This is a genomic window from Methanosarcina baltica (assembly GCF_055394095.1).
In genome coordinates this window covers 987291-1000843 of the sequence record NZ_AP042463.1, presented here as the reverse complement: position 1 = coordinate 1000843, position 13553 = coordinate 987291, and the positions used below count along the sequence as shown (strand labels likewise).

Annotated in this window: 10 protein-coding genes; 5 read left to right on the top strand and 5 right to left on the bottom strand. The window is 48.5% G+C overall.

Going from position 1 to position 13553, the window contains the following annotated elements; genetic code table 11:
- Positions 1–45 precede the first annotated feature (45 nt).
- The 4 genes from rqcH to ACZ5QV_RS04295 all read left to right on the top strand — a co-directional run bounded on the left by rqcH (position 46) and on the right by ACZ5QV_RS04295 (position 7856).
- Entirely contained in the window at positions 46–2406 is a 2361-nt protein-coding gene (gene rqcH / locus ACZ5QV_RS04310; protein WP_464601383.1) for a ribosome rescue protein RqcH, read from the top strand.
- 536 nt (positions 2407–2942) lie between these two features.
- Positions 2943–3992: an mRNA surveillance protein pelota gene (locus tag ACZ5QV_RS04305; RefSeq protein ID WP_464601382.1), complete on the top strand. Its 1050-nt coding sequence runs from the start codon at positions 2943–2945 to the stop codon at positions 3990–3992.
- 420 nt (positions 3993–4412) lie between these two features.
- On the top strand, positions 4413–6674 hold the full coding sequence (locus ACZ5QV_RS04300; RefSeq protein WP_464601381.1) for an S-layer protein domain-containing protein: 2262 nt from the start codon (positions 4413–4415) through the stop codon (positions 6672–6674).
- 207 nt (positions 6675–6881) lie between these two features.
- Positions 6882–7856 carry a cation diffusion facilitator family transporter gene (locus tag ACZ5QV_RS04295; protein ID WP_464601380.1) on the top strand — a complete coding sequence of 325 codons (975 nt, stop codon included), beginning with the start codon at positions 6882–6884 and terminating at the stop codon, positions 7854–7856.
- On the opposite strand, the gene ACZ5QV_RS04290 is transcribed toward ACZ5QV_RS04295, so the two are convergent.
- The 4 genes from ACZ5QV_RS04290 to ACZ5QV_RS04275 form a co-directional block, all read right to left on the bottom strand.
- Positions 7824–8543: a DUF1614 domain-containing protein gene (locus ACZ5QV_RS04290; RefSeq protein ID WP_464601379.1), complete on the bottom strand. Its 720-nt coding sequence runs from the start codon at positions 8541–8543 to the stop codon at positions 7824–7826. The two genes, ACZ5QV_RS04295 and ACZ5QV_RS04290, sit on opposite strands and share 33 nt — an antisense overlap.
- A 73-nt stretch (positions 8544–8616) precedes the next feature.
- The gene (iscB, locus tag ACZ5QV_RS04285; RefSeq protein ID WP_464601378.1) at positions 8617–9852 is read right to left on the bottom strand and encodes an RNA-guided endonuclease IscB; all 1236 of its coding nucleotides are present in this window, start codon (positions 9850–9852) and stop codon (positions 8617–8619) included.
- A 256-nt stretch (positions 9853–10108) separates the two neighbouring features.
- Positions 10109–10267, bottom strand: a complete 159-nt coding sequence (locus ACZ5QV_RS04280; RefSeq protein WP_464601377.1) for a hypothetical protein — start codon at positions 10265–10267, stop codon at positions 10109–10111.
- An 8-nt stretch (positions 10268–10275) separates the two neighbouring features.
- Positions 10276–11148, bottom strand: coding sequence for a DNA integrity scanning protein DisA nucleotide-binding domain protein (locus tag ACZ5QV_RS04275; RefSeq protein WP_464601376.1), 873 nt, complete (start codon positions 11146–11148; stop codon positions 10276–10278).
- 370 nt (positions 11149–11518) lie between these two features.
- On the opposite strand from ACZ5QV_RS04275, the gene thpR reads away from it, so the two are divergent.
- Positions 11519–12064, top strand: a complete 546-nt coding sequence (gene thpR, locus ACZ5QV_RS04270; RefSeq protein WP_464601375.1) for an RNA 2',3'-cyclic phosphodiesterase — start codon at positions 11519–11521, stop codon at positions 12062–12064.
- Between the two features lie 115 nt (positions 12065–12179).
- Here thpR and ACZ5QV_RS04265 read toward each other — a convergent pair whose 3' ends face one another.
- Positions 12180–13247, bottom strand: coding sequence for an FAD:protein FMN transferase (locus tag ACZ5QV_RS04265; RefSeq protein ID WP_464601374.1), 1068 nt, complete (start codon positions 13245–13247; stop codon positions 12180–12182).
- Positions 13248–13553: the final 306 nt, after the last annotated feature.

The following is a 13553-nucleotide window of genomic DNA, read 5'->3' as shown; positions in this document are numbered from 1 at the left end:
CTTATACAGGAGTCATATCTTATACTGCTCCTTATGAAACAGGATATGTCAAGTGCCGACGTTGCCGCCGTCGTTGCGGAACTTGCGGCCGGTCCGAAGTCCATCATCGACTCAAAAATCGGGAAGATTTACCAGCCCGACGATGAGGAAATCAGGATCAACCTATATATCTTCAAAAAAGGCCGGGACAACCTGGTGATTGAGGCCGGAAAACGTCTTCACATGAGTGAACACCTCAAGCCGAGCCCAACTCTCCCTCAGGCCTTTCCAATGCTCCTCCGGAAATACCTGTTCGGGGGCCGGATCACCTCTTTTGAGCAGCACGACTTTGACAGGATTGTTAAAATTGGGATTTTGCGGGCGGATGTTCGGAGCACACTCATAATCGAGCTTTTTGCCAGGGGAAACATAGTGCTCGTGGACTCCGATAATAAAATCATCCTCCCCATGAAGCCCGTGACCCTGAAGGGCCGGAGGATTCGGAGCGGGGAAATCTATGAGCTTCCCGAGGCCCAGCTAAGCCCCGTGGACGCCGGGGTCCCGGAGTTGATGGAGGCTCTGGGAAAGTCCACGGCCGATATTGTCAGGACCATTGCGACAGGTTTCAGCCTCGGAGGGGTGCTTGCGGAAGAGACCTGTTCAAGGGCGGGAATCGATAAGGCAAAACCCGCGAAGGAGGCCACCGAAGAGGACGCTGTCCTGCTCTCGGCCGCCATGCGGGATCTGTTTTCTCCGCTTATGGCAATGAAGGAAAAGGCCCTGGAAGAAGCCAGAGAAAGATCCAGGGAAAAAGCTGAAGCAGTTGAAGCTGAAGCAGTTGAAGCTGAAGCAGTTGAAGCTGAAGCAGTTGAAGTTGAAGCAATTGAAGTCGAAGCAGTTGAAGTTGAAGCAGTTGAAGCCGAAGCGGTTGAAGTCGAAGCAGTTGAAGCTGAAACTCCGATTCAGGCTCCGGTTTCGGGCCTGAGGGCCCAGCACATCAAAAAAGAGATCAATGGAAAGGTCGAGGCCTTCGATGTAGTGCCCTTTGACCTTATCCGTTACTCCGAATTTGAAAAGGAATACTTCGACTCCTTTAACAGGGCTCTTGACGAATTCTTCGGGAAAAAGGGCCTGGAGCAGGTCGAGGATGAAAAGCAGGCCGTAAAGAAGGAAAAGACCCTCAACGTCTATGAGCGCAGGTTGCTCCAGCAGGAACAGGCCATCGAAAAATTCGAAAAGGAAATAGTGAAAAGCACGGCCCTTGCGGAAAGCATCTATTCTAACTATCAGGAGATAGAAGAGCTTTTTACCATACTGAACGGGGCCCGGGATAAGGGTTACTCCTGGGACGAGATCCGTTCAATACTCAAGCAGGCCAGAAAGACCCTGCCTGCGGCCAAAAAGATCGTGAACCTTGACCCTAAAACTGCCTCCATCCAGGCGGATCTTGACGGGCTGACGGCTAACCTTGATATAAGAAAGACCGTGCCTCAGAACGCCCAGGTCTACTATGAGAAGGTCAAAAAACTCAGCAAAAAGAAAGTCGGGGCCCTCCGAGCAATCGAAGTCACTAAAAAGGCCCTTGAGAAAAAACTGCCTGCAAAGGCAAAATCGGGGAGAAGACTCCTGGCCCGCAGGAAAAAGCACTGGTTCGACAAATTCAGATGGTTTGTGTCCTCGGACGGCTTCTTTGTCGTGGGTGGCCGGGACTCGGATACGAACGAAGAGATATTCAAAAAGTATATGGAAAAGCGGGACCTTGTTTTCCATACCCAGACCCCGGGAGCTCCTCTAACGGTCATCAAAACCGGGGGAAAAGAAGTTCCCGAAAACACATTGCAGGAAGCCGCCCAGTTTGCGGTCTCCTACTCAAGCCTCTGGAAATCCGGGCACTTCAGCGGGGACTGCTACAGTATTAAGCCCGAGCAGGTCACAAAGACCCCGGAATCGGGGGAGTACCTGAAAAAAGGCGCCTTTGTAATCCGGGGTGAGCGCAATTACTACAGGGACGTGCCCCTGGGAATCGCAATCGGTCTTGAGCTTAAAGGCGAAACCCGGGTGATCGGGGGGCCGGCATCGGCCATCAGGAAACACGGGGACTACATCCTTGAGGTCTTACCCGGAAAGTTCAACCTGAACGATACTTCCAAAAAAATCTACCGGGTCTATGCGGATGAGCTAAAAGACCCCCGCTTCGTAAAACAGATAGCTTCACCGGACCGGGTCGCCATGATGATGCCCCCCGGGGAATCGGACATTAAGAGCGAGAAGTCCGAAAGACAGGTAGTGGCCGGAAAATGGGCCAAAAATCAGCCGGCAGAAGCAGAGTCTGAGGAAGAAGAATCTGAAGAAGCAGAGTCTGAGGAAGAAGAATCTGAGGAAGAACAGCCAGAAACGGAAAAACCTTCCTTGGAAGAAGAATCTTAAGTGATAAAACCTGACAAAAAATAAGGATAGGAAGAGAGGGATGAAAGAAATACTCACCCAGCTTTAAAAATTAGAATTTTGAAGTTTTCGATTAAAAATCACTAGCAAGAGAGCTTTTAACCACGGAACACACGGAAGGACACGGAAACCGGCCTTCGGCCGGTGAGTAAGTCGGTCTTTATATAATCGATCCAAAAACGCTCCTGAATTCTTGAAAGAGGACTAAAAAATGCCAGAACAACCTTAAATATCGTCTTCCGATCATTCTTTCTTCCGTGTTTTCCGTGTATTCCGTGGTTTGAATGCCTACACCAAACACCTCCTCACACAAAAAGCACAGCAAAAATTAAACAGAGTACTGCTATCAGCAAAAATTCTTTCTTCCGTGTTTTCCGTGTATTCCGTGGTTTGAATGCCTACACCAAACACCTCCTCACACAAAAACACAACATGTATGAGTATGAAGCAATTCCCAAAATAAAATCTGAAGTTATATCTTTATCATTCCTAAAGGAGAAAAGAGGAGAAGAAAACAGATGAGAGTCACAAAGCGTTTCCTGAGAGGCAGGTCAGGGGAAATCGCAGTCACAGCCGAGACCCTGGATGACCTCTGGCACCTGAAGTACATTGTTGAAAAAGGGGACCTGGTCTTTGCCCTTACCAAACGAAAGGCCGAAGGGTCAAGCGACAAACTCCGGCCTGAAAAGGTTGAGAAAAAGACGGTCCGCCTGGGGATCAGGGTCGAGGACATGGAGTTTCATAAGTTCGCCAACCGCCTGCGAATCCATGGTCCGATAGAACAAGGAATGGACGCAGGGGCCTTCCATACCCTCAACGTCGAGATCGGGACGAACCTCTCTGTGACCAAGGACAGGTGGAAAAATGACCAGTTCGAAAGGATCAATGAGGCCGAAGCGAGTTCAAAAAGGCCGAAGGTCGTCCTGGTGGGAGTCGAGGAAGGAGACGCTGATATTGGTTTCGTGCACCACTACGGGATCGAGATCTACTCTCATATCCAGCAGTCTTCGGGAAAACGCGAGACCGGGCTCAGGGGCGAGTTCTTTAAGGAAATCGTAGAGCAGCTCAGGCACGCGGTCCCGGAAGACGCCTCCATCGTAGTTTCAGGCCCCGGGTTTACCAAGGACGATTTCATGAAACACTTCCGGGAAGTGGAGCCTGATCTGGCTTCAAGGGCCCTGACCGAGGACACCTCCATGATCGGGAGGGCCGGATTTCAGGAAGTACTCAAGCGGGGAGCCGTGGACCGGATCATGCAGGAGTCCAGGATTGCCCGGGAGGCGACCCTCATGGAAGCCCTGCTCAAGGAAATCGCTGTGGGCGGAAAAGTTGCATACGGCTTTGCGGACGTTAAAAATGCGCTTGAATTCGGGGCCGTGGAGACTTTGCTGATTGCAGACGAGACCCTTCGCGAGGGGAGAGAGCAGGGGAATATCGACCACCTGCTCCGGGAAGTAGAAAAAGCCCAGGGAAAGGTCGTGGTCTTCAGCACCGAGTTCGAACCCGGAGAGCAGCTCCACAAACTCGGGGGAATTGCGGCCCTGCTCAGGTTCCGGGTGCAGGGTTAATTTGGAAGGTCCCCTTCCTTTTTTCCTTCACTTTTTTCCTTCACCTTTTTCCTTCTCCTTTTTTCCTTCTCCTTTTTTCCTTCACCTTTTTACTTCTCCTTTTTTATTTCACCTTTTTACTTCTCCTTTTTTCCTTCACCTTTTTCCTTCTCCTTTTTTCCTTCTCCCTTTTTCCTTCACCTTTTTTTTCATCCGCATTTATATAATTTATTAAGAACAACACAACTTTTCAAAAATATTTATATAAATTTCTTTCTTTTGATTAATCTTATTTTTCGTGCCATTTAGTAAAGTTTATTTACTTTTATTTACTATCAAGTGTTACGTTTAAATTATTTAATATTATTATTGCATACTTTCACATGAATACCTCCGATTATCTGACTTGTTATTATTATCAGTAAAATGAGGCTGGTTTCTTTGAAACAAAAATTGGTAAAATTTTTATATACGATATTTGCTTCTCTGGCTATTTTTTTACTCCTTAATCCGGGAAGTCTGGCGGCCCCCGTCATTAGGGGTAATCCCTTCGACACGAACGAGACCGCAGCCGGGGAGTTTTGCTGGGACGCTATGAATTTCGGTGGCTTTTGCTACCCCGTGAACAAACATGCTCACTTTATTTCCGATGGCTGGGGAGAAAGGCTCCAATATGTTGAAAAGGAAGGGAACAATCCTCTTGGAAAAAACAACCCCGAAAACCACGTTATTGACGAGGAAGAACTGGTTTATACAACTGTACAATTCCCGTGCAAGTATGAACTGGTCACTGGCCTGGGCCTGAACCCCGGCACCGTTCCGGAGGAACTCGGGAACTCTCTTTTCTACTACAAGCTGCCCTGGTTCGGAAAACCCTATGTGGCCGTTGAAAATGATGCAACCCAGCTTACAGCTGTCGTCTGTTCCCAGAGCGGAAGCGACAGAAAGACGCTGAAAGCCGGGGAGAGCTGGGACCTTGGAAAAGCTTACTCAATTACCGTGCAGCAGGTCGATGTTGAAGGGAACAAGGTCTGGTTCTCTCTTGAAAAAGACGGGGAGGAAATCGAGTCTGCAATCATTGAGACGGACGGGACGGTGGAAGGCCAGACCTTTACCGCAACGGCCGACTTCGGGGACGGAAACGACCAGCTCTACTTCCTCACTTACGTGGACTCTGTTTTCATGGGGCCTGTAGACTCTTTTGCGGTCTTCAAATATACCTGGCTTATCGACAGAGACAACGTTATGCTTATCGAGGCCGGAGACGAATATCAGGGCTTTGAAGTCGATGTGGCCGAGAAGGAAGGCCTGACTCTCTTTAACAAAAATTCCATAACCCTGAACCTTGACAAGGACAGGAAAAACTACTTTACGGATTCCTGGTACTTCCAGACCTCAGACGAAGGCAAGGGCAGTAGCTTACCCGAAGGGTATGTGCTGTATCCGGCAAAGGTTCTCGACAACCCCGGTACCTATAAGTTAAGAGGCAGTCCCTTCGACACGAACGAGACCTCAGCCGACGAATTTTCCTGGGACGCTATGAATTTCGGTGGCTTTTGCTACCCCGTGAACAAACATGCTCACTTTATTTCCGATGGCTGGGGAGAAAGGCTCCAATATGTTGAAAAGGAAGGGAACAACCCTCTTGGAAAAAACAACCCCGGAAACCACATTATTGATGAGGAGGAACTGGTCTACAGCACGAAGCAATTCCCGTGCAAGTATGAACTGGTCACCGGTTTGGGCCTGAACCCCGGCACCGTTCCGGAGGAACTCGGAGACTCCCTTTTCTTCTACAAGCTACCCTGGTTCGGAAAACCCTATGTGGCCGTTGAAAATGATGCAACCCAACTTACAGCTGTCGTCTGTTCCCAGAGCGGAAGCGACAGAAAGACGCTGAAAGCCGGGGAGAGCTGGGACCTGGGAAAAGCTTACTCAATAACCGTGCAGCAGGTCGATGTTGAAGGGAACAAGGTCTGGTTCTCTCTTGAAAAAGACGGGGAGGAAATCGAGTCTGCAATCATTGAGACGGACGGGACGGTGGAAGGCCAGACCTTTACCGCAACGGCTGATTTTGGAGACGGAAACGATCAGCTCTACTTCCTCACTTACGTGGACTCCGTTTTCATGGGGCCTGTAGACTCTTTTGCAGTTTTCAAATATACCTGGCTCATTGACAAAGACAACGTGATGCTTATCGAGGCCGGAGATGAGTACCAGGGCTTTGAAGTTGATGTGGCCGAGAAGGAAGGCCTTACCCTCTTTAACAAAAACTCCATAACCCTCAATCTTGACAAGGACAGGAAAAACTACTTTACGGACTCCTGGTATTTCCAGACCTCGGACAAGGGCAAGGGCAGCACTTCCAAAGAGGGCTATGTGCTCTATCCGGTAATGGATGTGATAATTGAAGAAAAGACAGCTTCCGATTCCGGGGTTTCCGAAACTGATAGCTTGCAGAACGAGTCCGAGCAGGTAGAAGTAATATATCTGAAATCTGAGGGGGACGATTCTGAAAGCGAGTCTGAAGGTGATGGAGCAATCCTGGCTGCTCAACCAAAAGCTGGTCCTGAAGGGGGGGAAACAGGCGGGGAAAAAAGCGGAGACTCCGAAGCTGCGGGTGGAAAGAAGGCCCCCGGCTTTGAACTCCTGACCGCAGTTTTAGGCCTCCTGGTTGTCGGGGTCCTTGCTGGCAGAAAATGATTTTTCTGTCGTGCCTTATTTTTTCCTTTCTTCCTTTTCTCTTCCTTTTCTCTTTCAATATATTTTACACATTCCTTCGTTCCCAATACCTTTTTGGATATGCGAATCCTGCTCCGGGATAAAACATATATGCCTTGTGAGCCTACGCCTCACTTCCTCAAAATCAAGTTTTATCAATTAATTAAAATGCGTTTTTACTGAGAAATTATGAAAAGTGTTATTCAGAATGTATCTATCGATTCGAATTCTTCAGACGTTGTTGACAATTCCAGGTTTAGCCGGGCTGTCCGGGTAACAAAGCTGGCAATGCTTGTGAACATTTTTCTGACTATTTTCAAGTTTACGGCAGGAATCCTGGGCAGCAGTTCCGCAATGGTTGCCGATGCGGTCCACTCCCTTTCGGACCTGATGACCGACATTGCGGTAATTGTCGGCTTCCGGGTCTCGGAAAAACCTGAGGACAGCACCCACAATTACGGGCACGGGAAAGTTGAGACCCTGGCTGCGGTTTTTGTGGGGGTGACGCTTTTCGTTGTCGGCTGTGGAATATTTCGCTCAGGGCTATATCAGGTGCTTGCGGTTTTGGGGGGCCAGGTCCTGGCAGTCCCGGGCTGGATTGCTTTTGCAGCAGCCGTGCTCTCGGTGGGTGCAAAGGAAGGCATGTACCGCTACACCATAAAAACTGCCCGGGAACTTGAGAGTGACGCCCTGACCGCAAACGCCTGGCACCAGCGTTCGGACGCTTTTTCTTCAGTCGGGACCATGCTCGGGACCGGAGGAGCAATCCTGCTCGGGGGCAGGTGGGCCGTGCTCGACCCCCTGGCTGCCGTCCTCCTGAGCTTCTTTATCCTCAAGGTCGCGGCCGAGATCTTCTATAAAAACGTAAACGAACTGCTCGAAGCATCCCTGCCCCCCGAGGTCTGCGCAAAAATTGGGGAACTTATACGGTCCACGCAGGGTGTGCTGAGTTTCCATGCCCTGAAAACCCGGAAAATCGGAAACGCCGCGGCCTTGGATGTCCATATAGTGGTGGACAGCCGGTTGAACATAGTGGATGCCCATGAAATCTCGAAAAATGTGGAACAGAGGTTAAAGGAAGCATACGGCCAAAAAAGCCATTTTTCTATTCATATAGACCCCTCTTCGGCTTTAGATCAAAAGCAGGGCAATAAACCCGCTTAAGAAAATCCCGTCGAAGGTCCCGGCCCCTCCTATACTTGCAATCGGGGCCCCCAGGTTTTTGATCTTGTGCAGGTTCAGGAGGTCGGCCCCTATAAGAGTCCCGAGCACCCCTCCGGTGTAGGCCGTGACAAAGAGGCACTGTTCAGCCCCGCAGCCCGCCGGGATTTCGAAAAGAGAGGTCAGGATAATTGCGGAAAGGGCCGCGGTGAGGGGTGGGAGGAGTGCGGGGGTTGCTATCCCCACGCCTTTGATGGGTCTTGCGACCGCATGGGTCACGGCTGACACGATAATGACTCCCAGGGCTGCTATGGGCAGGGAAAGGGGGAACTTTGTGAGGAGGTAGACGGAAATCAGGACCGGAATTATTGCCCCTCCCACATTTACGGCAAGCAGGGTTTCGTTTTTTATGACTTTCCGGATTGGGATCCGGTAGGATACTCCAAAACCTTTCACGTAACTATCCCTGACAACGGGGATTTCGGACCTGAGGATTGCGACCGGGATATTCATCCCGCTTCCCAGCAGGGAGGCAAGCAGGATTAAAAGAGCGTCTGTCGCGGAAAAGCCGATTTTCATAAAGGTAGAGATGACGGTCCCCAGAAAGAGGGAACCGAGCCCGAAGGTCAGGACTATTATAAGGAGGAGCAGGAATTTCAAGGTAAAAGGGATGTAAAAAATCCTTTTCATCTTACCTCAGCAGGAGACCCCTTCCTCGACAGTTCCGGCTTTGCCGGAACTGGCAGGTGGGGGAGGAATGCGTTCAAACATTCACCGCCTGGATTAAAGTTGTAGTTCTCGCACAGAGGCGAATACAGTTTTTCTTTACGTTGACACTGTTTGATATCACATTGCCAAATATATCTTGAATGGCAAAGAAGCCGGTGGCTCTTTTTCCCTTCACAAACCCTTCCCTTTTAACTGTTTTTACATGGTCAAATTTTCTAATACCGTATATTTTACCGGTTGGAATCTTCTTTTCTGATCTAGCACCTTTTGTCTGCTTGTAGTCCCCGGCTGAAACGTGTTTTTTATGGTAAACCGTATTATCCAGCTTTACCGTTTGTCCGTCCTCGCAGCAGATGGCAACAGCATCATTATAGTGAGTTTTAGGGAGCTTTAAAAACTGTTCTCTTTTGAACTTGGTCTCAAAACCAAAAGTTTCCTCAAACTCCCAGTCTGACTTTTTAAGCTGGCTTTTGATAATTCCCATGTCGGTTGCATGTTTGGTTTTTGATTGCTTTTTCTTTAACTCAAACTCTCCGGCATGGAGGGCCTGGTGGCAGGTTTTGCATAAGGTAATCAGGTTTTCCGGGGTATCGGGTCCACCATCTGATCTGAAAATGATGTGGTGACACTGCAAATGCTTATCCTTTGATTTACCTTTGCAGTGCTGGCATGTGTACCCGTCCCGGTCCAGTACGAAAGCCCTGGCGTTGTAGAAATCCTTCAGTGGACCTTCCTGATACTCAATACCTGAAACTTCCGGATTCGTTATTTTGTGAATATCAAAGGAAGCCGTTTCGACCTTCCACTTTGTAACCGGTAAGATGGATTCCACAAAGTTCTTTTCTCTGATATGGGACTCTAGCTTACTCCTGATTGAAGGGGCCAGCCTTCCTTCTTTCCTTGAAGCTGCCCTATTATTGAACCTTGCAGGTCTGTACCTTGTTTTTCGGGCTCTCCTGGTCCTCCGGTACATCCTCCGTTGATCCATCTTTTTAGAAACATCCTGCCTTAACTGAACTTCTGACTGATAAACTACCTTTCCGTTAGCAATAGCCGTACAGCCAACAACTTTCGAGCCTGAGTCTATGCCTGCTATCACGGGCTGAGTGTACCCACTACTTCCGAAAAGCAGTTTAATCGTAAATGGTGTAGTTCTCAAAACCTTTGCCTTACCTTCCCTCAAAAGTTTTCTGGCTTTCGATGGTTTACAGGGCATTAGTGGTTTTCCGTTCTGGTTTTTTACGTAAACTAATATAGAGTTCACCTCCATTTTTTGGAGTTATGCATATTGGGGGCTGTGGAGTCAACCCACCAAATCCGGCTTCTTCTCGATCTGATACTGAAAGGTTTGTATGATGCAAGCACTGTCCCTACCTCTCAGGACTGTTTAACCAGCATCCTTAGAGCCTGAAACTGAGGCGGCATTCCAGGGTAACTATAATATTCTTTCGTATCGGCTGCCAGTATTACAAAGCTCCTTACTGGCGATCTGGTCAACCAGGGACTTGCCGAAACAAGCCCCTTCCTCAAAAACCTGAGCCGTTAGGCGAAAGTTTTAGGGAGGGGTAGTTGACGAAGGTGGAGATGACGGTCCCCAGAAAGAGGGAACCGAGCCCGAAGGTCAGGACTATTATAAGGAGGAGCAGGAATTTCAAGGTAAAGGGGATGTAAAAAATCCTTTTCATGGCTTGGCTCAAATGTATCTCGTACAGAGCTGGACAGACTCTATACAGATACTTTCCTTTCCGTCCTTATATACCCTGAGGACTCCTCCGGACTCCGAGACCGTAACTGCGATTGCCACGGTGTCCCTTGTGATCGCGGCGGCGGAGACATGCCTTCCTCCAAGGCCTTTTTCGATTTCCACACTTTTTGCGTCCACGTCCAGATAGCGTCCGGCTGCGTGGATCATGCCCTCTTCGTCCAGCAGGAAAATCCCGTCGAGTTGGGCAAACTCCTTTACTGATTCCCAGTTTTTCCTATCCAGGATGTTCCGGTCGGCTTCGGCCTGGCCCGCATAGGGGTTGAGGATCATCTGGTGGGAACGTTTTAGGACCTCTTCGGAATCCCCTATTACAAAGGCGGACCCGACTTTTTTTCCTTCCCTGCCGGCAATTGCGATATCAAAGGCTATTTTCAGAACTGCTTTTACGACCTCGGGCCGGACCCTTTCTTCACATTCCTTTATGGCTTTGATCATGGGGTTTTCTTCAAGGGAGTGCACGATGATGGAACTCGAGTCTTTTGCCTCGATAATTCCCACAACCACCCCCGAATTAAATTCCCCGAGCACATATTCAATGGCAGTGGCATTTTGCAGATGTTCGACATTTCCGGAGGCCTCCTGACTGAGCTGGCTCATAAGTTCTTTTACACTTCCTTTTCCTTCCTTTGCCGCTGAGACCAGGTGGTCTATAAGGCTCTTCGGACGGGTGGATGTATAAAATATGGGGACCTCTGTCTGGATCCCCTCAAAATTAAGGTCCCCTGCTACCATTATCGCGCTTGCCCCTAACTCTTCGGCTATTCGGGTCGCGTTTTCTGCAATGATACGTGCTCTATCCATCAGGTCTTTTTCCTCTTGTTTTTTATCAGGATGAAGTCATCCAGGTTCTTTCTGAATTTTTCAGGTTATTCCAGGTTTTTTTCGCTTCTTCTCCGCGTCCTTTTTCGGGTTAATAGGCCGGAGTTTAACGTTGTGCGAAATATTATCCAGCCATCACTATAATATTATACATAAATACATTATGATTGTCCCTTATACATATTCCGCAAATCTCTTTTTGTCCATTTATTTTTTCCGTTTTTTCCCCTTTTTCCGTTTACTTTTTCCTTTTTGTACTTTTTATATTTTTTCTTTTCTGTTCTTCCGGCATTTTTTTTCCACGGAAATATTTTTGAGGGCCGCCTTCATACATAAAATCAGGTGGTAACTCTTGATACGCACATTCATTGCAGTGGAATTTGACCCTGCTTTCAGGGAACAGATTGCGGAAATTCAGGCCCGGTTTGCGGACCTGAACTTGAAACTGGTTGACCCCGAGCTTATCCACATCACATTAAAGTTTCTAGGAGATGTGGAAGAAGCATCCGTTCCTGAAATTTTGGCGGCCCTTGATTCCCTCGTATGTGAGCCTTTTGAGGCCAGAGTCGAAGGCTTGGGCGCATTTCCGAAACCCGGAAACCCGAGGGTTCTCTGGCTTGGAGGTGTCGGGAATTTTGAGGCCCTCCATACACAGGTGGAAAGGCTGCTGGAGCCTCTCGGGTTTGAAAAGGACAGGAGGAAATTTGCTCCCCACGCCACCCTCGCCAGGATAAAGTTCCTTAAAATGGGCCGGAAAAAAGCTTTCCTGGACGTTTTTGATGAGTTAAAGGACGTGAAAATAGGGAGCATGAAAGTGGACCGGGTCGAGCTCAAAAAAAGTACACTGACTCCGGAAGGCCCCATCTATGAGACCCTGCACACGTTCTATCTCGGTTGAGTTAAAAAGGATGTAGAGGGGAAGGAAAGGGTCCTTACCCTAAGCCAACCCCTTTTAGTAGAAGAAATAATCCTCATGAAGAAAGGAGCCTTTTCCTCAGGCAAGCTCGTATTCCTCAAGCAAGCTCGTATTCTTGAAACCCGCCGGAATAGACAAGGCGGCGGTCATTCGTTATGAGCAGGCACTCTACGCCTTCGAGGCTTTCGATCAACTCAAGGCCCTCTTCTTCCCCCAGCACGAAGGCGGCGGTCGCAAGGGCATCGGCATCGATTGCACTTGGGGCAATCACGGTGCAGCCCATAAGCCCCTCCGAAGGGTAGCCGGTCCTCGGATCGGAGATATGGGAGCCCCTGGCGGATTCATTAAAATAACGTTCATAATTTCCGCTGGTCGCCACGGCCACGTCTCTGACATTTATTCGGGTTATGAAATCTTCTCCTTTCTCGGGGTTCTGGAGGCCGGTAACCCAGAGTTCTTTTTCCCCCGATACATCCGGCTTTTCCCCTATGTACTTCCCGTCTCCGCCTGCGTTTACAAAGGCGTTTTCAATGCCGTTTGCCTGCAGGGACTCAAGCGCCTTATCAACGGCGTACCCTTTTGCAATCCCTCCTAGGGCAATTCCCATACCCGGAGAAAGGCTTACCTGCCGTCCCTCTATTCTTACTTTAGAATAATTGACCAGCTCAAGGGTTGCGTTTAATTCCTCAGGGGTGGGGGGGGTGTGCGGGCCTGTGGGGCCGTATTTCTCTGCCCAGAGGTCAAGTACGGGTTTTACGGTGATATCAAAGGCCCCTCCGCTAAGCTCCGAATAATAGCGGGAACGTTCCAGGACATAAAGAAAAGCAGGGTCTGCTTCCTCCCCTATTCCTTCGGTGTTAAGGAGATTAAGCTGGCTCTCTGCTTTTGAGGGGCTCATAAGAGAATCGATCTTTTCCACTTCTTCAAACGCCTCATTGATAACCCTGAAGCCTTCACTTTCATTTGGAGCAAAGACCTTAACGGTGATTTCGGTATCCATTATGCTCCGCGTCTGCTGGAAAGGCTGTAGCTCGGTCCCTTCAGGGCTAAGGTTTGTCCCTTCCGGTGTGTCTGTCGTTTCCACAGTTTCCGGTTGAATGCAGCCTGCGATAAGGACCGCTACTGTGATTATCAGTACAAAAAATGCTGTATATCTGGCTTTCATGATTTTTATATTGCTTTCTATGCTTTTTTAGATTTTGCTTATACGTATTTAATTTTGCGAGTTCTGCTCCCTTTTAAGTTTTTCTCTTTCCTCTTTTTATTTGTCTGTTTTTTACCAGACCTCTGACTGTTTTTGCTATTTTGGGCTTCCATACTTCTTTCGTTATTCGTTATTCTTTTCGGAGTTCTTTTTTATCTTTCTATTATTATATCTTTTAATGCCCGGGTTTCAACATATAAATAATTATATAATATTCCTCATAATATTTCCAGCATATCTCCCGTTTATTTCTTTTTTTTCTTTTCT

Bases quoted from the DNA above. Each gene is read 5' to 3' on its own strand.
- ACZ5QV_RS04275 (WP_464601376.1), bottom strand. From the start codon at position 11,148: ATGGATAGAGCACGTATCATTGCAGAAAACGCGACCCGAATAGCCGAA.
- ACZ5QV_RS04305 (WP_464601382.1), top strand. From the start codon at position 2,943: ATGAGAGTCACAAAGCGTTTCCTGAGAGGCAGGTCAGGGGAAATCGCA.
- iscB (WP_464601378.1), bottom strand. From the start codon at position 9,852: ATGGAGGTGAACTCTATATTAGTTTACGTAAAAAACCAGAACGGAAAA.
- ACZ5QV_RS04295 (WP_464601380.1), top strand. From the start codon at position 6,882: ATGAAAAGTGTTATTCAGAATGTATCTATCGATTCGAATTCTTCAGAC.
- ACZ5QV_RS04290 (WP_464601379.1), bottom strand. From the start codon at position 8,543: ATGAAAAGGATTTTTTACATCCCTTTTACCTTGAAATTCCTGCTCCTC.
- ACZ5QV_RS04280 (WP_464601377.1), bottom strand. From the start codon at position 10,267: ATGAAAAGGATTTTTTACATCCCCTTTACCTTGAAATTCCTGCTCCTC.
- rqcH (WP_464601383.1), top strand. From the start codon at position 46: ATGTCAAGTGCCGACGTTGCCGCCGTCGTTGCGGAACTTGCGGCCGGT.
- ACZ5QV_RS04265 (WP_464601374.1), bottom strand. From the start codon at position 13,247: ATGAAAGCCAGATATACAGCATTTTTTGTACTGATAATCACAGTAGCG.